This window comes from Trujillonella humicola, from assembly GCF_046233715.1.
GTDB lineage: Bacteria > Actinomycetota > Actinomycetes > Mycobacteriales > Geodermatophilaceae > Trujillonella > Trujillonella humicola.
The window spans coordinates 105,248-121,689 of record NZ_JBJNRJ010000002.1; the positions used below are offsets into that span (position 1 = coordinate 105,248).

A 16,442-nucleotide genomic window follows, 5' to 3' on the forward strand; every position below is an offset into this window, starting at 1 on the left:
CATGACTCTCAAGGTCCACCACCTGCGCCCGGCCGAGGGCGCCCACACCAAGAAGACCCGGGTGGGTCGGGGTGAGGGCTCCAAGGGCAAGACGGCCGGCCGCGGCACCAAGGGCACCGGCGCCCGGGGCACCACCTCGGCGCGGTTCGAGGGTGGTCAGACGCCCCTGCACATGCGTCTGCCCAAGCTCTCGGGCTTCAAGAACCCGAACAAGGTCGTGTTCCAGGTCGTCAACCTCGACCGGATCGCGGCGCTCTTCCCGCAGGGCGGCACCGTCGACGTCGACGCGCTGGTCGAGGCCGGCGCCGTGCGTCGCGGCCAGCTGGTCAAGGTGCTCGGCACCGGCGAGCTCGGTGGCGTGGCGGTGGACGTGTCCGCCCACGCCTTCTCGTCGTCGGCCGCCCAGAAGATCACCGCGGCCGGGGGCAGCACCACGGTCCTCTGAGCAGCCCAGGACCCCCGGGGCGCGCCTGCTGACACCCAGGCGTGCGCTCCGGGGGTCGTCTGCTGCTCAGGACCTCGCAGGCACCACACCCGGACGCCCTGCAGGGACCCGCCGCGAGCCTGCGAGCGGTGGGGAGCAGGGAGGTCCGTACACTCACACGACCGACTCGGGGAGGGCACGTGCTGCAGGCGTTCGCCGCGGCGTTCCGGACGCCAGACCTCCGGCGCAAGATCCTCTTCTCCCTGGGGGTCATCGCCATCTACCGGCTGGGCGCGGCCGTGCCCGGCCCCGGCGTGTCCGTCGAGGCCATCAACAGCTGCCTCGAGGCCGCCCAGAACTCCAGCCAGCGGGACATCTACTCGCTGGTCAACCTGTTCTCCGGCGGTGCGCTGCTGCGGCTGTCGGTCTTCGCGCTGGGCATCATGCCCTACATCACGGCCAGCATCATCGTGCAGCTGCTCGTGGTGGTCATCCCGCGGTTCGAGCAGCTGAAGAAGGAAGGGCAGTCGGGTCAGGCCAAGCTGACCCAGTACACCCGGTACCTGACGATCGCGCTCGCCGTGCTGCAGAGCACCGGCATCATCGCGCTGGCCCGCAGCGGTCAGCTGTTCCCGGGCTGCAACCGCGACATCATCCCGTCGGACTCCATCTGGGCCACGGTCATCCTGGTCATCGCCCTGACCGCCGGCACCGCCGTGATCATGTGGCTCGGTGAGCTGCTGACGGAGAAGGGGATCGGCAACGGCATGTCCGTGCTGATCTTCACGTCGATCGCCGCCCGCATCCCGGCCGAGGGCGGGTCCATCCTGCAGACCCGCGGCGGCATCGTGTTCGCGCTGATCTGCCTGCTGGCCCTGGTCATCATCGCGTCGGTCGTCTACGTCGAGCAGGCGCAGCGGCGCATCCCGGTCCAGTACGCCAAGCGCATGGTCGGCCGCCGCATGTACGGCGGGACGTCGACCTACCTGCCGCTCAAGGTGAACCAGGCCGGCGTCATCCCGGTCATCTTCGCCTCGTCGCTGCTGTACCTCCCGCAGCTCATCACGCAGCTGCAGGGCGACGAGACCGGCGTCGTCCGGCGGTTCTTCGAGAACTACGTCATCAACCAGAGCAGCTGGGCGCACATCGCCATCTACTTCGGCCTGATCGTCTTCTTCACGTACTTCTACGTGTCGATCACGTTCAACCCCGAGGAGCGCGCCGACGACATGAAGCGCTACGGCGGCTTCATCCCGGGCATCCGGCCCGGGCGGCCCACCGCGGAGTACCTGCAGTACGTGCTCTCCCGGATCACCCTCCCCGGGTCGATCTACCTGGGGACCGTGGCAGTCTTGCCCAACCTGTTCCTCTCGGTGACGCAGGAGGGGCAGAACCAGAACTTCCCGTTCGGCGGGACGGCGGTGCTCATCATGGTCGGAGTGGGGTTGGAGACGGTGAAGCAGATCGAGACGCAACTGAACCAGCGCAACTACGAAGGGTTCTTGAAGTAGTGCGCGTCGTGCTGCTCGGCCCTCCGGGCGCGGGCAAGGGGACCCAGGCCCAGATCATCGCCGGGCAGCTCGGGGCGCCCGCGATCTCGACCGGTGACATCTTCCGCGCCAACGTCAGCGGCCGGACCGAGCTGGGCCTGCAGGCCAAGACCTTCATGGACGCCGGGGACCTGGTCCCCGACGAGATCACCGTGGCGATGGTCAGGGACCGGCTGGCCGAGCCCGATGCCAAGGCCGGCTTCCTGCTCGACGGTTTCCCGCGGACCATCGCCCAGGCCGAGCAGCTGCGCGAGTCCCTCGCCGAGCTCGGTCACGGGCTGGACCGCGTCCTCGAGCTCGTGGTGGACGAGGACGAGCTGGTGCGCCGGCTGTCCGGGCGCCGCATGCTCGTCGACGGCGAGTGGGTGCAGCGCGAGGACGACAAGCCGGAGACCGTGCGGCACCGTCTGGCGGTGTACCGGGCGCAGACCGCGCCGCTCTCGGGCTTCTACGAGGGCGAGGGGCTGCTGGCCCGGATCGACGCGATCGGCAGCGTCGAGGAGGTCACCGCGCGCGCCCTGGAGGCGCTGGGGCGCAGCCCCGAGGGCGGGGCAGCGCCGCAGGGCGCCCGGTAGGCGCACGGCGCACATGTCGGCCGGGATCCTGCGCCGCCTGCCCCTGCTGGCGAAGTGGAGTGGACGGATGATCCAGATCAAGACGCCGCACGAGCTCGAGCTCATGCGTGCGGCCGGGCTCGTGGTGGCCGGGGCGCTGGCGGCGGTGCGTGCCGCGGTGCGCCCCGGCGTGACCACCGGCGAGCTCGACGCCATCGCCGAGGACGCCATCCGCAGCAAGGGGGCGATCCCCTCGTTCCTCGGCTACCACGGGTTCACCGGCAGCATCTGCGCCTCGATCAACGACGAGATCGTCCACGGCATCCCGAACTCCGGACGCGCGCTCGCGCCCGGCGACAACATCTCGATCGACTGCGGCGCGATCCTCGACGGGTGGCACGGCGACTCCGCCGTCACCGTCACGGTGGGGGAGCCCTCGCCGCAGGACGCGGCCCTGATGGCCGTGACCGAACGCTCGATGTGGGCGGGCCTGGCGGCCGCGGTGGCCGGCAACCGGCTGACCGACATCAGCCACGCGGTCGAGCAGGTGGTCACCGCCGAGGCGCACCCGTACGGGATCGTCGACCACTACGGCGGGCACGGCATCGGCACCGAGATGCACCAGGACCCGCACGTGCTCAACTACGGGCGACCAGGCCGCGGCCCTCGCCTCGTGCCGGGACTGGCGCTGGCGATCGAGCCGATGGTGACCGTGGGCGACCCGGCCACCGTCGAATTGGAGGACGGCTGGACGGTCGTCACCAAGGACGGCTCCCGCGCCGCGCACTTCGAGCACACCGTCGCCGTCACGCCGGAGGGCCCGTGGGTCCTCACGGCCGAGGACGGCGGACTCGCCGGCCTGGCCCCCTTCGGCATCACGCCCCGTCACTGACCCGCCTGCAGGGGTCGCCGCGCGTGCGAGTGGCGGGGAGCACGGCCCCGTCCCGGAGGGCGGGTTGGAGAGGTCCGCAGGGGCGGGGTACAGTGAACGACGGCGTTCGCGCCGTCCTGTCGTCGTGCTGTGGCCGCATGACGCGGGGCGCCCTCGCGAGAATGCCTGTGCACCACCTGTTCAGCAACCACCACACACCGTCGCGCCGGTCTCCGGCGTGGGCGGAGACCGAGTCAGGGAGGCCGTGTAGGGCATGGCGAAGAAGGACGGGGCCATCGAGGTCGAGGGTCGCGTCGTCGAGCCGCTGCCCAACGCGATGTTCCGGGTGGAGCTGCAGAACGGGCACCGGGTGCTCGCCCACATCAGCGGCAAGATGCGGCAGCACTACATCCGCATCCTGCCCGAGGACCGCGTGGTCGTGGAGCTCTCGCCCTACGACCTGACCCGCGGTCGCATCGTCTACCGGTACAAGTAACCGCCGCGTCGCGGCGCCCGATCCCGGGTGCGACCGCGACCGGCTCACGATCGACAGGAATGAGGGGCGGCACCGGTGAAGGTCCAGCCGTCGGTGAAGAAGATCTGCGACAAGTGCAAGGTGATCCGCCGGCACGGCCGGGTCATGGTCATCTGCGACAACGCCCGCCACAAGCAGCGGCAGGGCTGAGGGAGTACCTGAGACATGGCACGACTGGCTGGCGTCGACCTGCCCCGCGAGAAGCGGATGGAGATCGCGCTCACCTACATCTACGGGATCGGCAAGGCCCACGCCAAGGAGACCCTGGCCGCGACGGGCGTCAGCCCCGACCTGCGCGCCAGGGACCTCAGCGACGAGGACCTGCTGAAGCTGCGCGACTACATCGACGAGCACTTCCGCGTCGAGGGTGACCTGCGCCGCGAGGTGGCCGCCGACATCCGCCGCAAGGTGGAGATCGGCTGCTACCAGGGCCTGCGCCACCGCCGGGGGCTGCCCGTCCACGGTCAGCGCACCCGGACCAACGCGCGCTCGAGCAAGGGCCCGCGCAAGACCATCGCCGGCAAGAAGAAGGCCGGCAAGAAGTAGTCCCACGGGGGGCTCCGCCCCCCGTGCACCCCCCGGTCGGTCCGCGCGTTCGCAGGGACGGGATCGACCGGGGTCCAGGCCACGAAAGACAGAGGATCCGGAGAGACATGCCTCCCAGGGCTCGCACCGCGGCCGGTGCCAAGAAGGTCCGCCGCAAGGAGAAGAAGAACGTCGCGCACGGCGCCGCGCACATCAAGAGCACCTTCAACAACACGATCGTGTCGATCACCGATCCCAACGGGAACGTGATCAGCTGGGCCTCGGCCGGGCACGTCGGGTTCAAGGGCTCGCGCAAGTCCACGCCGTTCGCCGCGCAGATGGCCGCCGAGAACGCGGCCCGCAAGGCGCAGGAGCACGGCATGCGCAAGGTCGACGTCTTCGTGAAGGGCCCTGGCTCCGGCCGGGAGACCGCGATCCGCTCGCTCCAGGCCACCGGCCTCGAGGTGGGTCAGATCCAGGACGTGACGCCGCAGCCGCACAACGGCTGCCGCCCCAAGAAGCGCCGCCGGGTCTGACCGGCCACTCACGAGACTGACGAGGAGTACCTGACGTGGCCCGTTACACCGGAGCCGACTGCCGCCTGTGCCGGCGCGAGAAGATGAAGCTGTTCCTCAAGGGCAGCAAGTGCGAGTCCCCGAAGTGCCCGATCGAGATCCGGCCGTACCCGCCGGGCGAGCACGGCCGGGGTCGCAGCAAGGACAGCGAGTACCTCCTGCAGCTGCGCGAGAAGCAGAAGGCCCGCCGCATCTACGGCGTGCTGGAGAAGCAGTTCCGCGGCTACTACGAAGAGGCGAACAAGAAGTCGGGCAAGACCGGTGAGGTCCTGCTGCAGATCCTCGAGTCGCGCCTGGACAACGTGGTCTACCGGGCCGGCTTCGCCGAGTCCCGCGACATGGCCCGCCAGCTGGTGCGCCACGGCCACATCCGGGTGAACGGCCGCAAGGTCGACATCCCGTCGTACCGGGTCAGCGCGAACGACATCATCGAGGTCGCGGAGAAGTCCCGCACCATGCTGCCGTTCGAGGTCGCCCAGGCCCGTGCCGGCGAGCGTCCCGTGCCGCCGTGGCTGGAGGTCATCACCAACCAGCTGCGCGTGCTCGTGCACAGCGTCCCCGCGCGCCAGGTGATCGACACCCCGGTGCAGGAGCAGCTGATCGTCGAGCTCTACTCCAAGTAGTCGGAGGACCCCCCGCTCCCCGCCCTGCGCTCCGCGCGCGGCGTGGGCCGGCAGGGGGGCCGAAGGCCCCGGCGGGCGGACCGATGTCCGCCGGGGCCGGCACCACCCCCTCACGGCGTCATATGGCGGTCGCCGGAGGACACGAAGGAGAACGACCGTGCTCATCGCACAGCGCCCCACCCTGACCGAGGAGACGATCACCGAGCAGCGCTCGCGGTTCGTCATCGAGCCGCTCGAGCCCGGCTTCGGCTACACGCTCGGCAACTCCCTGCGTCGCACCCTGCTGTCCTCGATCCCCGGTGCTGCCGTGACCAGCATCCGGATCGAGGGCACCCTGCACGAGTTCACCACCGTGCCGGGCGTCAAGGAGGACGTCACCGAGATCATCCTCAACCTCAAGGGCCTCGTGGTCAGCTCCGACTCGGACGAGCCGGTGACCATGTACCTGCGCAAGCAGGGCCCCGGTGAGGTCACCGCCGCGGACATCGCTCCGCCGGCCGGCGTCGAGGTGCACAACCCCGACCTGCACATCGCCACCCTCAACGGCAAGGGGCGGCTCGAGATCGAGCTGGTCGTCGAGCGCGGCCGCGGCTACGTGCCGGCCCCGCAGAACAAGCAGCCCGGTCAGGAGATCGGCCGCATCCCGGTCGACTCGATCTACTCGCCGGTCCTGAAGGTCACCTACGCCGTCGAGGCGACCCGTGTGGAGCAGCGGACCGACTTCGACCGGCTGGTCGTCGACGTCGAGACCAAGCCGTCCATCGCCCCGCGCGACGCGATCGCCAGCGCCGGTTCCACGCTGGTCGAGCTGTTCGGCCTGCTGCGCGAGCTGAACCTCGACGCCGAGGGCATCGAGGTCGGGCCGAGCCCCGCCGAGGCCGCCGACATCGCGAACTTCTCGATGCCGATCGAGGACATGGACCTCACCGTCCGGTCCTACAACTGCCTCAAGCGCGAGGGCGTGCACACCGTCGGCGAGCTGGTCACCCGCTCGGAGGCCGACCTCCTCGACATCCGCAACTTCGGGGCCAAGTCCATCGACGAGGTCAAGATGAAGCTGGCGGCCATGGGCCTGGCGCTCAAGGACAGCCCTCCCGGGTTCATCCCGAGCTCGATCGAGAGCTACGACGAGGGCTACGAGACCGACGCGTACCAGACCACCGGGTACGCCGACGGCGCCGACTACGGCGACGCCGCGTACCAGGAGACCGAGCAGCTCTGAGCACACCGGTGCCGGACGGCGGGCCAGCCCCGCCGTCCGGCACCGCCCCGGTGGCCGCCACACTGGAGGCGGCCCCCGGACCCCGAGAACCTGAACCACCCCGCTTGGCACCACGACCGCTCGACGCAGCCGGCACGTCCGTCCGGCCGCCTGAGGAAGGACCGACATGCCCACCCCCACCAAGGGCCCCCGTCTCGGCGGTTCCCCGTCGCACGAGCGGCTGATGCTGGCCAACCTGGCCACGTCGCTGTTCGAGCACGGCCGGATCACGACCACCGAGGCGAAGGCCAAGCGGCTGCGCCCGCTGGCCGAGAAGCTGGTGACCTTCGCCAAGCGCGGTGACCTGCACGCCCGCCGCCAGGTCATGACGACCATCCGGGACAAGGACGTCGTCCACCACCTCTTCGCCGAGATCGGTCCGCGGTACGAGAACCGGCCCGGCGGCTACACCCGCATCACCAAGGTGGGCCCCCGCAAGGGCGACAACGCCCCCATGGCCGTCATCGAGCTGGTCGAGGCCCTGACCGTCGGGCAGCAGGCCGTCGGCGAGGCCGAGCGGGCCCGCGGCACGCGCTTCGCCTCCGGCGCCGGCGCTGCCGCCGCCAGCGGTGAGGTCACTGCCGACGCGCTCGAGTCCGCCGACGACGCGGAGTCCGCCGACGACGCGGAGTCCGCCGACAGCGCTGAGTCCGCCGACAGCGCGGACTCGGCGGAGAGCGCCGACTCGGCCGACAGCGCGGACTCCGCGGACGAGCTCGACGACGAGGCGGCCGAGGAGGCCGGTGACGACGCGGCCGCGGGGGACACCGCGGACACGGACGGGACCAAGTGACCGAGCCCGGCGGCCCGGTCGACCGCGAGGCCCAGGAGGTCGTGACCGACCTCTACAACCCGGACGGCGAGCGGCAGGACACCGCTGAGGCCGAGGGCCGGCCGCACCGGCAGAACGCCTCGATCGTCGACGACCCGACGCTGTCCCCGGAGGTCGCGGACGCGGCCGCCGCCGAGATCGAGGCGGCCGAGCTCGGCGACGCCGCCACGGCGAGCCAGCAGTACGAGGGCGGCGACTCCGCTCCCGACCCGCAGTGACGCCCTGAGCACCCAGCACGACGACGAGCCCGCCACCGGTCCCGGTGGCGGGCTCGTCCGTCTCCGCCTGGACATCGCCTACGACGGCACGGACCTGCACGGCTGGGCCCGCCAGCCCGTGTCGCACGGTCGGACCGTCCAGGACGACCTCGAGGAGGGCCTGGCGCGCGTCCTGCGCCGGCCGGTGTCCCTGACCGTCGCCGGCCGCACCGACGCCGGCGTGCACGCCACGGGGCAGGTGGCACACGCCGACGTGCCCCGCGCGGCGTGGGAGGAGCAGCGGGCCAGGCTGCTGCGCCGGCTGCGCGGCGTCCTGCCCGCCGACATCGCGGTGACGGCGGTCCGGGAGGTGCCGCCGGAGTTCGACGCCCGCTTCGGCGCTCTGGCCCGCCACTACGTCTACCGGCTCACCGACGGCGACGCCGGCCCTCCGCCGCTGCGGCGGTCCGACACGGTCGGCTGGCCGCGCCGGCTGGACTCCACCGCGATGGACACCGCCGCGCGCTCCCTCGTCGGGCTGCACGACTTCGCCGCCTTCTGCCGCCGCCGGGAGGGGGCGACCACCATCCGCACCCTGCTCGCCCTGCGGGTGGAGCGCGCGGGCGACCTCGTGCGCGTGCACGCCTCCGCCGACGCCTTCTGCCACTCGATGGTCCGCAGCCTGGTCGGCGCCCTCACCGCCGTCGGTGAGGGACGGCGGGACCCGGGCTGGCCCGCGGCGCTCCTGACCTCGACGGTGCGCTCCAGCGAGGTGCCGGTCGTCCCCCCGGGTGGGCTCACGCTCGTGGCGGTGGACTACCCGCCCGACGCGGACCTCGCGGCCCGGGCCGAGCGGACCCGGGCGCTCAGGCCGAGCTGACCGCGGCGGCGACCGGCGTCGACCCGGAGACGAGCTCGAGCACCACGCCGTCCCGCGGGGCGTCGAGGAAGCCGGCCAGGACCGCGGCGACGTCGTCCCGGGGGATGTTCCCCCGCGACACGGAGGGTGCCAGCGCGACGCGGCCGGTGCCGGGGTCGTCGGTCAGGCCGCCGGGCCGCACCACCGTGACGGCCAGGCCCGGGCGGGCGAGCACCGCCTCCTCGGCGGCGAGCTTGGCCCGCAGGTAGGCCGTGAACACCTCGTCGACCCCCGCCGGAGCCGCCCCGCCCGCCACCGCGTCGACCCCCATGGACGACACGAGCAGGTAGGTGCGCACGCCCGCGCGCTCGGCCGCGTCGGCCAGCAGGACGGCGGCCCCGCGGTCGACGGTGTCCTTGCGCGCGATCCCGCTGCCCGGGCCGGCTCCGGCCGCGAAGACGACGGCGTCGGCGCCCCGGACGACGTCCGCGACCTCGTCGACGCCGGCCTGCTCCAGGTCGAGCACCGCGGCCTCGACGCCGTCGGCCCGGAGGTCGTCGACGTGGCCGGGATCGCGGACGATCCCCACGACGGTGTCGCCGCGGGCGGACAGGAGACGGCCGAGGCGGCGGGCGACCTGCCCGTGGGCCCCGGCGACGACGACGCGCATGCCCGCCCCCTACCCCGGAGCAGGCGGCGCACTCCCCGTCGCGGCGCGGGCCCGCGCCAGGTCGGCGGGGGTGTCGCAGTCGGTCCACGGGGCCGGACGGCCGGCCTCGACCGGCGGACGCCAGCGGGTGACCGCCAGCGGGGCGAGCACCCGGCGGACCGGCACGTGCCCGCTGGTCCCGGTCAACGCCGCGCGCAGCGCGGCCGTGCGCCAGACGCCGAGCAGCCACTGGTCGCGGCCGGCGTCGTCGACCACGAGGACGCCGTCCCCGGTGAGGCGCTGCCGCAGCCCCCGCACGAGTTCCGCGGTGAGGAAGGGCAGGTCACCGGCGAGGACGGCGACGACGCCGGCGTCCACCCGGGCCAGCCCGGCACGCATCGCGGCCACCGGTCCGCCGCCCGGCGGGCGCTCGCGGACGACGACCACCCCCTCGGCGACCGGCTGGGGCGGCCCGACCACGACCCGCGGCTCGGCGTCGGCGACCGCGGCGAGGACCGCCGCGAGCATCGACCGGCCGCCGACCTGCAGCTGCGGTTTGGCCTGGCCGCCGAGCCGGGCCGCCCGGCCGCCGGCCAGGACGACGGCGGCGTAGGGCGGCAGCGCGGGCACGAGCGAACCGTAGGGCCATTCCCGCGCCGTGTCCGCGAGCGGGCCGTGGGTACCGTCGCCCGACGTGGGACGAGTCACGAGCCGGACGCCGGTGCTGCGCATCCGCGGGGAGCACCGCACGACCCGGCCGGACACGGTGGCGGCGGAGGAGCCGCTGGAGATCCGGCTGTCGGGCACGCCGCTGGCGGTCACCATGCGCACCCCGGGGGACGACTTCGACCTGGTGCACGGCTTCCTGGCCACCGAGGGGGTGATCGCCACCGAGGCCGACGTCCTGGCGCTGCGCTACTGCGACTCGGTCGATGCCGACGGCCGCAACACCTACAACGTCGTCGACGTCGACCTGGCGGCGGGCGTCGAGCCGCCGGACACCGCGCTGGACCGCAACTTCCTGACCTCCAGCTCCTGCGGGGTGTGCGGCAAGGCCAGCATCGACGCGATCCGCACCCGCACCCGCCACGACGTCGCCGCGGACGGGGTGCGGCTCCCGCTGGCCACGCTGCTGGCCCTGCCCGACCGGCTCCGGGCCGCCCAGCAGGTCTTCGACCGGACCGGCGGGCTGCACGCGGCCGGCCTGTTCACCGCCGGCGGCGAGCTGGTCTCGCTGCGGGAGGACGTCGGCCGGCACAACGCGGTGGACAAGGTCGTCGGGGACGCCCTGCGCGCCGGTCGGCTGCCGCTGGCCGGGCACGTCCTCCTGGTCAGCGGCCGGGCGAGCTTCGAGCTGACCCAGAAGGCGGCGATGGCGGGCATCCCCGTGCTCGCCGCCGTGTCGGCACCGTCGTCCCTGGCGGTGGAGCTGGCCGCCGACGCCGGCATCACCCTGGTCGGCTTCCTGCGGGGCGACGGCTGCAACGTCTACACGAGACCGGACCGCCTGAGTGGAGTGTGAGAGTGCAGGGAACCTGCGTTCCCGCACTCCACCTCAGTGGTCGCCGCCGCGGAGCTGGCTGACGACGTGGGGGAGCAGAGGCCCGAGGACGGCGAGGCCGTCGCGCACGCCGCCGGTGGAACCGGGCAGGTTGACGATCAGCGTCCGGCCCGCCGTCCCGGCCAGCCCGCGGGAGAGCACGGCGGTCGGCACCTGCGGCGCCCCGTACCGCCGGACGGCGTCGGCGATGCCCGGCGCCTCGCGCTCCAGCACGTCGCGGGTCGCCTCGGGGGTGACGTCGGTGGGGGACAGCCCGGTGCCGCCGGTCGTGAGGACGACGTCGGCGCCCGAGGCCACGGCCGCGTGCAGGGCCCCGGCCAGCGCCCCCCGGTCGTCGGGCAGCACGTGCGGGCCCTCGACCGCGAAGCCCAGCGCGCGCAGCCCCTCGGCGAGCACCCGGCCGCTGCGGTCCTCGTAGACCCCGGCCGAGGCCCGGTTCGACGCGGTGACCACGACCGCGCGGGCCCCCTCCGGCAGCCCGGTCACCGCCGCCACTCGCCGCTCTTGCCGCCGGACTTGGCCAGCAGCCGCACGTCGGTCAGCGACGCCCGCGGGTCCACCGCCTTGACCATGTCGATCATCGTCAGCCCGGCGACCGCGACCGAGGTCAGCGCCTCCATCTCCACGCCGGTGCGGTCGGCGGTGCGCGCGGTCGCGGTGATCTCCACGGCCTCGTCGGTGACCTCCAGCTCCACCGTCACGCCGTGCAGCGCGATGGGGTGGCACAGCGGCACCAGGTCCGGCGTCCGCTTGGCCCCGGCGATCCCGGCGATCCGCGCCACGGCCACGGCGTCGCCCTTGGGGACGCCCTCACCGCGCAGCAGCGCGACCACCTCGGTGCTGACGAGCACCCGGCCCGCGGCGGTGGCCTCCCGGGCGGTGACCGACTTGGCCGAGACGTCGACCATGCGCGCGGCACCGGACTCGTCCACGTGCGTCAGCCGCTGTTCGCTCACTGCAGCGCTCCCTCGATCAGCACGACGTCCACGGAGGCGCCGGCGGGCAGTTCGGTGACGTCCTCGGGGACGACGACCAGGCAGTTGGCGCGGGCCAGGTGCGCCACCAGGTGCGACCCCGGCCCGCCGACCTGGGAGACCCGCCCGCCGTCGTAGCGACCGCGCAGGAACTGGCGGCGGCCGGGCGGGGAGCGCAGCGGGTCGGTGAGCACGGCGGGTGCGCGCATCCGGTCGGGGGTGGCGTGCCCGAGGGAGCGGCGCAGCGCCGGGCGCACGAAGACCTCGAAGGAGACGAAGGAGCTCACCGGGTTGCCGGGCAGCGTGACCACGGGGACGCCGTCCACGGTGCCGGCGCCCTGGGGGCCGCCCGGCTGCATGCCGACCTTGACGAACTCGACGGTGCCCAGCCCGGCGAAGGCGTCCTTGACGACCTCGTAGGCGCCGGCGCTGACCCCGCCGCTGGTGAGGAGCAGGTCGGCGGTGGCGAGCTCGGCGCGGACGGCGGCCAGGAAGCGGTCGACGTCGTCGGGCACGAAGTGCAGCGTCCGCGCGGTGCCGCCGGCGTCTGCGACCGCGGCGGCGAGCAGCGCGGAGTTGGACTCGTAGATCTGCCCGGGCGCGAGCGTGGCGCCCGGGGCGACCAGCTCGCTGCCGGTGGAGAGCACCAGGACCCTCGGTCGCCGCGCCACCGGCAGGTCGCGGTGGCCCACCGCGGCGGCCAGGCCGAGCTGCGCGGCACCCAGGGGGGTGCCCCCCGCGAGTGCCACGGAGCCCTCGGCGATGTCCTCCCCGGCCCGCCGCAGGTGCGTGCCGGCCGCGGGGTGGTCGCGGATCTCCACGACGTCGGTGCCGCCGTCGGTCAGCTCGACCGGCACGACCACGTCGGCGCCGGCCGGCAGCGGCGCACCGGTCATGATCCGCTGCACGGTGCCCGGCGCGAGGGGCCGGACGTCGGTCCGCCCGGCCGGGATGTCGTCGGCCACCGGCATCCGCGCGGGCAGCCGCGCCAGCTCGCCGGCGCGGGCGGCGTAGCCGTCCATCGCCGAGTTGTCGAAGCCCGGGAGGGCGACCAGCGCCGGCACGTCCTCGGCCAGCACCCGCCCGTGGGCCTGCGCCAGCGGGACCCGCTCGGCGGGCATCGGCGGCAGCAGGCCGGCGACGACGGCCCGGTGTTCCTCGACGGTGCGCACCCCGCCATCCTGGCCGATGGCTCGCGACGCGGCGGTCCGGGTGCACGGACCTCCGGGGGCGGGGGTCAGAGGAACTTGTCCGGTCGCACCACGGCGACCGGGCTGGTCCACGCGATGACGGCGTAGTGCGGGAAGTAGTCGCGGGCGAGCATCTCCAGCAGGGCGTCGGCGACCGCGGAGGAGACCAGGGTCTCGATCCGGACGTTGGCTCCCTCCCACTCGCTGGCCTGGACGAAGCCCGTGCCCCGTCCGCGTCCGGTCGTGACGGTCCAGCCGCGCGCGCCGGCCGCCTGCACGTCCCGCAGCAGCCGGTGCTCGACGACGGCCTCGGCGACGATGGTGACGCAGGTGACAGGAACGGTCCTCATGCCGATCCCCTTTCAGCCGAGGGCGCGAGCCAGAGCCAGGTAGAGCGGGATGCCGACGACCAGGTTGAACGGGAACGTGATGCCCAGGCTGCTGGTCAGGTAGTACGCCGGGTTCGCCTGGGGCAGTGCCAGCCGCACCGCGGCCGGCGCGGCGATGTAGGAGGCGCTGGCCGTCAGCACGCCGAGCAGGGCCGCGCCGCCCACGGACAACCCGACCGCGGTGCCGGCGAGGACCCCCAGGGTGCCGTTGACGAGGGGCAGGACGAGCGCGGCCACGAGCAGGCCCGGACCGGCCGCGGGGACCTCACGCAGTCGCCGGCCCGCCAGCACCCCGAGGTCGAGCAGGAACAGGACCAGCATGCCGGGGAAGAGCGCGACGAAGAGCGGGGCGATGCTCTCGTAGGCGCTGGGCTGCGCGATCGCGCCGATCGCCAGGCCGCCGGTGAGGAGCAGGATGCTGCGCCCGGTGAGGATCTCGCGGACGGCCTCGGCCCGGCCCGCCCCGGCGACCGTGGCGGCGGACCCGGCCAGGAGCAGGCCGATGAGGATGCCCGGTACCTCCAGGACCGCCAGCAGCGTGGCGGCGTAGGCCTCGTACGGCTCGTCCTGGTCCTCGAGCAGAGCGACCGCCGCGGTGAAGGTCACCAGGGACGTCGAGCCGTAGTGCGCGGCGACCGCGGCCCGGTCGACCGGGCCCAGGCGCGTCAGCGCACGCAGCCCGGCCCACGCCGTCAGCGGGGTGATGACGCCCAGGACGACGGCCGCCAGCACCGGGAGCAGGACGTCGCCGATCTCGGCGGCCCGCAGCCCGGCCCCGCCCTTGAGCCCGATGGCGAGGAGGAGGTAGGAGGAGATCGCCGTGTGCACGGCGTCGGGCAGGCGCACGTCACTGCGGAGCAGGACCGCCAGGACGCCCAGCAGGAAGGCGAGGACCGCGGGGGAGGTCAGGGTGGTCAGCGCGGACACGTCACCGCCAGGGGGCCGCTGGACCGCAGGGCCGGGAACCGCCGTCCGGCGGTGCCCCCTGACCTCGTGCAGGACAGGGGCGGCGAGGTCACGACCCGGAACCATAGCGAGGGTCGTTGCCCCGGGGACCCGCCCGAGTGGTAAGCACCTGTGCAGAACCCGGTGCCAGGACGGGCGGGGCCGGCTGTGGCGGGGAGGGCGTGGATGGCCGAGTACGAGCGGATGCTGACGGCGAACGAGGAGTGGGCGGAGGGCTTCGCCGGGCAGCTACCCGTGGCCCCGGCGCGCAGGGTCGCGGTCGTCGCGTGCATGGACTCCCGCATGCCGCTGTTCCCGCTGCTCGGTCTGGCCGTCGGTGACGCGCACGTCATCCGCAACGCCGGCGGGGTCGTCACGGAGGACACGATCCGCTCGCTGACGATCTCCCAGCACGTGCTCGGCACGCGCGAGATCGTCCTGGTGCACCACACCGACTGCGGTCTGCAGAAGACCGACGACCAGTCCTTCGCCGACCTGGTCGAGCAGGCCACCGGGCACCGCCCGCCGTGGGCGGCGCGCACCTTCACCGACGTGGACGAGGACGTGCGGGCCTCCGTCCGCCTGCTGCAGGAGAGCCCCTACCTGCTGTCCAAGGACGTCTGCGGCACCGTCTACGACGTGGCCACGGGCCGGCTGCGCCAGGTCGCGCCGTGACCCGGGGTTCGCGGGCCCGCGTGGCCGCGCTGGTCCTGCTGACCGCTCTGGCGGGGTGCACCGGCACCGTCCGCGGCTCGGCGAGCCCGGCGGACGACGCCACCCCGACCGCGGCGCCCTCCACGAGCGCGCCGTCGACCACCGAGCCGGGCGAGCCCCCGATCGAGATCACCCCGCCGCCGGCGCGCGGTGTGGGCCTGCTGCTGGAGGCGCACCGCATCGCCTCGGTCACCGCGCTGGTGCAGACGAGCTTCCCCGACCGCACCGACACGTGCTTCCCCTCGGGCCCGTCCACGTCGGCCCAGGGGCTGGAGTCGGTGTACTTCACGGCCGGCACGGCGGCGCCGATCCTCGAGGACTACGGCTTCGTCACCGCGTGGGGGCAGTGCAACCGCACGGTGGACGGCGAGTTCGCCACCATCACCCTGGCCATGGAGCTGTCGGACCCGCAGGCCGCCGTCCGGGCGGCGAACGAGCTGGTCGAGGCCCAGGCCGTCGACGGCTTCGAGATCGTGCCCGTCGAGACCGACGGGGGCGCGCTGCTGCTGCAGGAGGGCGACCGGGCCACCGTGCAGGCCTTCGTGCCGGTCGGCCGGATGGTCGCCTACGTCTGGCACCAGGGCCTGGCGGCCGCCGCCGGTGACGACATCACCCGCGTGCTCGGCGACCAGGTGACGCTGCTGCAGGGGTTCTCGCCCACGCCGCAGGCCGACGTCCCCTCCCTGCCGACCGACCCCGACGGCCTGCAGGCGATGACGCTCGACCCGCCGGGGGACTTCAACGACTTCTCCGGCCCCTACGACTTCGAGGGCTACCTGCGGATCTCGATCGACCCGGCGCGCGAGCGGGAGCTGCTCGGCGGCAACGGCTTCTCGGGCTTCTACGCCAAGCAGTCCGAGGAGGGCGAGACGCTGTACGCGGTGGCCGTCTACCGGTTCGGCACCGTCGAGCAGACCAACGCCGTCTACGACGGCTTCCGGGAGCTGGAGACGACCGCCTTCGGTGGCACCCCGTTCGTGCTGCCCGCCATCCCCCAGGCGCCCTGCTTCGTCTTCGACGCCGGGGACGGAGCGTTCTACCAGCGCTGCTACGTCGGCTTCCGGACGTTCCTGGCCAGCGTGGACGTCGGTGGGCTCAGCGCTCCGGACGACTACGCCCGGATGAACGAGCTGCTCCCCGCCCAGCGGGACCTCATCGACGACTGAAGAAGGACCACCCTTCCCCCCACGCCTCGCGAGCTCGGCGCGGGCCCC

General features: G+C 73.6%; 23 protein-coding genes. 16 read left to right on the top strand and 7 right to left on the bottom strand.

The window, feature by feature from the left end; genetic code table 11:
* Position 1 precedes the first annotated feature (1 nt).
* The 13 genes from rplO to truA all read left to right on the top strand — a co-directional run bounded on the left by rplO (position 2) and on the right by truA (position 8,827).
* Positions 2–445, top strand: a complete 444-nt coding sequence (rplO, locus tag ACK586_RS01855; protein WP_409328746.1) for a 50S ribosomal protein L15 — start codon at positions 2–4, stop codon at positions 443–445.
* Between the two features lie 179 nt (positions 446–624).
* The gene (gene secY / locus ACK586_RS01860) at positions 625–1,935 is read left to right on the top strand and encodes a preprotein translocase subunit SecY (RefSeq protein WP_409328747.1); all 1,311 of its coding nucleotides are present in this window, start codon (positions 625–627) and stop codon (positions 1,933–1,935) included.
* Between the two features lie 8 nt (positions 1,936–1,943).
* Entirely contained in the window at positions 1,944–2,549 is a 606-nt protein-coding gene (locus ACK586_RS01865) for an adenylate kinase (protein WP_425330356.1), read from the top strand.
* Positions 2,550–2,562: 13 nt separating this feature from the next.
* Positions 2,563–3,420, top strand: a complete 858-nt coding sequence (map, locus tag ACK586_RS01870; protein ID WP_425330357.1) for a type I methionyl aminopeptidase — start codon at positions 2,563–2,565, stop codon at positions 3,418–3,420.
* A 253-nt stretch (positions 3,421–3,673) separates the two neighbouring features.
* A complete protein-coding gene (infA, locus tag ACK586_RS01875) occupies positions 3,674–3,895 on the top strand; it encodes a translation initiation factor IF-1 (protein ID WP_012950459.1) in 222 nt (73 codons plus the stop codon).
* Positions 3,896–3,970: 75 nt separating this feature from the next.
* The gene (gene rpmJ, locus ACK586_RS01880) at positions 3,971–4,084 is read left to right on the top strand and encodes a 50S ribosomal protein L36 (protein WP_012950458.1); all 114 of its coding nucleotides are present in this window, start codon (positions 3,971–3,973) and stop codon (positions 4,082–4,084) included.
* Positions 4,085–4,099: 15 nt separating this feature from the next.
* Positions 4,100–4,480 carry a 30S ribosomal protein S13 gene (gene rpsM / locus ACK586_RS01885; protein WP_089303741.1) on the top strand — a complete coding sequence of 127 codons (381 nt, stop codon included), beginning with the start codon at positions 4,100–4,102 and terminating at the stop codon, positions 4,478–4,480.
* Positions 4,481–4,587: 107 nt separating this feature from the next.
* The gene (rpsK, locus tag ACK586_RS01890; protein ID WP_026857037.1) at positions 4,588–4,995 is read left to right on the top strand and encodes a 30S ribosomal protein S11; all 408 of its coding nucleotides are present in this window, start codon (positions 4,588–4,590) and stop codon (positions 4,993–4,995) included.
* Between the two features lie 35 nt (positions 4,996–5,030).
* The gene (gene rpsD / locus ACK586_RS01895) at positions 5,031–5,657 is read left to right on the top strand and encodes a 30S ribosomal protein S4 (protein WP_409328749.1); all 627 of its coding nucleotides are present in this window, start codon (positions 5,031–5,033) and stop codon (positions 5,655–5,657) included.
* A 157-nt stretch (positions 5,658–5,814) separates the two neighbouring features.
* Positions 5,815–6,879 carry a DNA-directed RNA polymerase subunit alpha gene (locus ACK586_RS01900; RefSeq protein WP_409328750.1) on the top strand — a complete coding sequence of 355 codons (1,065 nt, stop codon included), beginning with the start codon at positions 5,815–5,817 and terminating at the stop codon, positions 6,877–6,879.
* 166 nt (positions 6,880–7,045) lie between these two features.
* Positions 7,046–7,711 carry a 50S ribosomal protein L17 gene (gene rplQ, locus ACK586_RS25585; RefSeq protein ID WP_425330358.1) on the top strand — a complete coding sequence of 222 codons (666 nt, stop codon included), beginning with the start codon at positions 7,046–7,048 and terminating at the stop codon, positions 7,709–7,711.
* A complete protein-coding gene (locus ACK586_RS01910; RefSeq protein WP_409328751.1) occupies positions 7,708–7,968 on the top strand; it encodes a hypothetical protein in 261 nt (86 codons plus the stop codon). Before rplQ ends, ACK586_RS01910 begins: the two co-directional genes overlap by 4 nt.
* A gap of 73 nt (positions 7,969–8,041) precedes the next feature.
* Entirely contained in the window at positions 8,042–8,827 is a 786-nt protein-coding gene (truA, locus tag ACK586_RS01915; protein WP_409328847.1) for a tRNA pseudouridine(38-40) synthase TruA, read from the top strand.
* Here truA and ACK586_RS01920 read toward each other — a convergent pair.
* A complete protein-coding gene (locus ACK586_RS01920; protein ID WP_409328752.1) occupies positions 8,814–9,476 on the bottom strand; it encodes an SDR family oxidoreductase in 663 nt (220 codons plus the stop codon). The two genes, truA and ACK586_RS01920, sit on opposite strands and share 14 nt — an antisense overlap.
* Positions 9,477–9,485: 9 nt before the next feature.
* Positions 9,486–10,085 (bottom strand): molybdenum cofactor guanylyltransferase, encoded by a 600-nt coding sequence (mobA, locus tag ACK586_RS01925; RefSeq protein ID WP_409328753.1) that lies wholly within the window; start codon positions 10,083–10,085, stop codon positions 9,486–9,488.
* A gap of 64 nt (positions 10,086–10,149) precedes the next feature.
* Between mobA and fdhD the strand changes: the two genes are divergently transcribed.
* Positions 10,150–10,977, top strand: coding sequence for a formate dehydrogenase accessory sulfurtransferase FdhD (gene fdhD, locus ACK586_RS01930; protein ID WP_409328754.1), 828 nt, complete (start codon positions 10,150–10,152; stop codon positions 10,975–10,977).
* A gap of 33 nt (positions 10,978–11,010) precedes the next feature.
* Here the strand turns inward: fdhD and ACK586_RS01935 are convergent, their stop codons facing one another.
* The 5 genes from ACK586_RS01935 to ACK586_RS01955 form a co-directional block, all read right to left on the bottom strand.
* Positions 11,011–11,502 carry a MogA/MoaB family molybdenum cofactor biosynthesis protein gene (locus tag ACK586_RS01935; RefSeq protein WP_409328755.1) on the bottom strand — a complete coding sequence of 164 codons (492 nt, stop codon included), beginning with the start codon at positions 11,500–11,502 and terminating at the stop codon, positions 11,011–11,013.
* Entirely contained in the window at positions 11,499–11,972 is a 474-nt protein-coding gene (moaC, locus tag ACK586_RS01940) for a cyclic pyranopterin monophosphate synthase MoaC (protein ID WP_409328756.1), read from the bottom strand. Before moaC ends, ACK586_RS01935 begins: the two co-directional genes overlap by 4 nt.
* Positions 11,969–13,162, bottom strand: coding sequence for a molybdopterin molybdotransferase MoeA (gene moeA, locus ACK586_RS01945; RefSeq protein ID WP_409328757.1), 1,194 nt, complete (start codon positions 13,160–13,162; stop codon positions 11,969–11,971). Before moeA ends, moaC begins: the two co-directional genes overlap by 4 nt.
* Positions 13,163–13,227: 65 nt before the next feature.
* Complete coding sequence (locus tag ACK586_RS01950) at positions 13,228–13,530, bottom strand: P-II family nitrogen regulator (RefSeq protein WP_409328758.1); 303 nt, start codon at positions 13,528–13,530, stop codon at positions 13,228–13,230.
* Between the two features lie 12 nt (positions 13,531–13,542).
* Positions 13,543–14,496: a sodium-dependent bicarbonate transport family permease gene (locus tag ACK586_RS01955; RefSeq protein WP_409328759.1), complete on the bottom strand. Its 954-nt coding sequence runs from the start codon at positions 14,494–14,496 to the stop codon at positions 13,543–13,545.
* Between the two features lie 204 nt (positions 14,497–14,700).
* Between ACK586_RS01955 and ACK586_RS01960 the strand changes: the two genes are divergently transcribed.
* Entirely contained in the window at positions 14,701–15,189 is a 489-nt protein-coding gene (locus ACK586_RS01960) for a beta-class carbonic anhydrase (RefSeq protein WP_409328760.1), read from the top strand.
* Positions 15,186–16,394 carry a DUF7373 family lipoprotein gene (locus ACK586_RS01965; RefSeq protein WP_409328761.1) on the top strand — a complete coding sequence of 403 codons (1,209 nt, stop codon included), beginning with the start codon at positions 15,186–15,188 and terminating at the stop codon, positions 16,392–16,394. Before ACK586_RS01960 ends, ACK586_RS01965 begins: the two co-directional genes overlap by 4 nt.
* Positions 16,395–16,442 lie beyond the last annotated feature (48 nt).

Excerpts from the sequence above, each read along its gene's own strand:
- rplO (WP_409328746.1), top strand. The coding sequence starts at position 2 with ATGACTCTCAAGGTCCACCACCTGCGCCCGGCCGAGGGCGCCCACACC.
- map (WP_425330357.1), top strand. The coding sequence starts at position 2,563 with ATGTCGGCCGGGATCCTGCGCCGCCTGCCCCTGCTGGCGAAGTGGAGT.
- infA (WP_012950459.1), top strand. The coding sequence starts at position 3,674 with ATGGCGAAGAAGGACGGGGCCATCGAGGTCGAGGGTCGCGTCGTCGAG.
- rpsM (WP_089303741.1), top strand. The coding sequence starts at position 4,100 with ATGGCACGACTGGCTGGCGTCGACCTGCCCCGCGAGAAGCGGATGGAG.
- rpsK (WP_026857037.1), top strand. The coding sequence starts at position 4,588 with ATGCCTCCCAGGGCTCGCACCGCGGCCGGTGCCAAGAAGGTCCGCCGC.
- rplQ (WP_425330358.1), top strand. The coding sequence starts at position 7,046 with ATGCCCACCCCCACCAAGGGCCCCCGTCTCGGCGGTTCCCCGTCGCAC.
- ACK586_RS01920 (WP_409328752.1), bottom strand. The coding sequence starts at position 9,476 with ATGCGCGTCGTCGTCGCCGGGGCCCACGGGCAGGTCGCCCGCCGCCTC.
- ACK586_RS01950 (WP_409328758.1), bottom strand. The coding sequence starts at position 13,530 with ATGAGGACCGTTCCTGTCACCTGCGTCACCATCGTCGCCGAGGCCGTC.
- ACK586_RS01960 (WP_409328760.1), top strand. The coding sequence starts at position 14,701 with ATGGCCGAGTACGAGCGGATGCTGACGGCGAACGAGGAGTGGGCGGAG.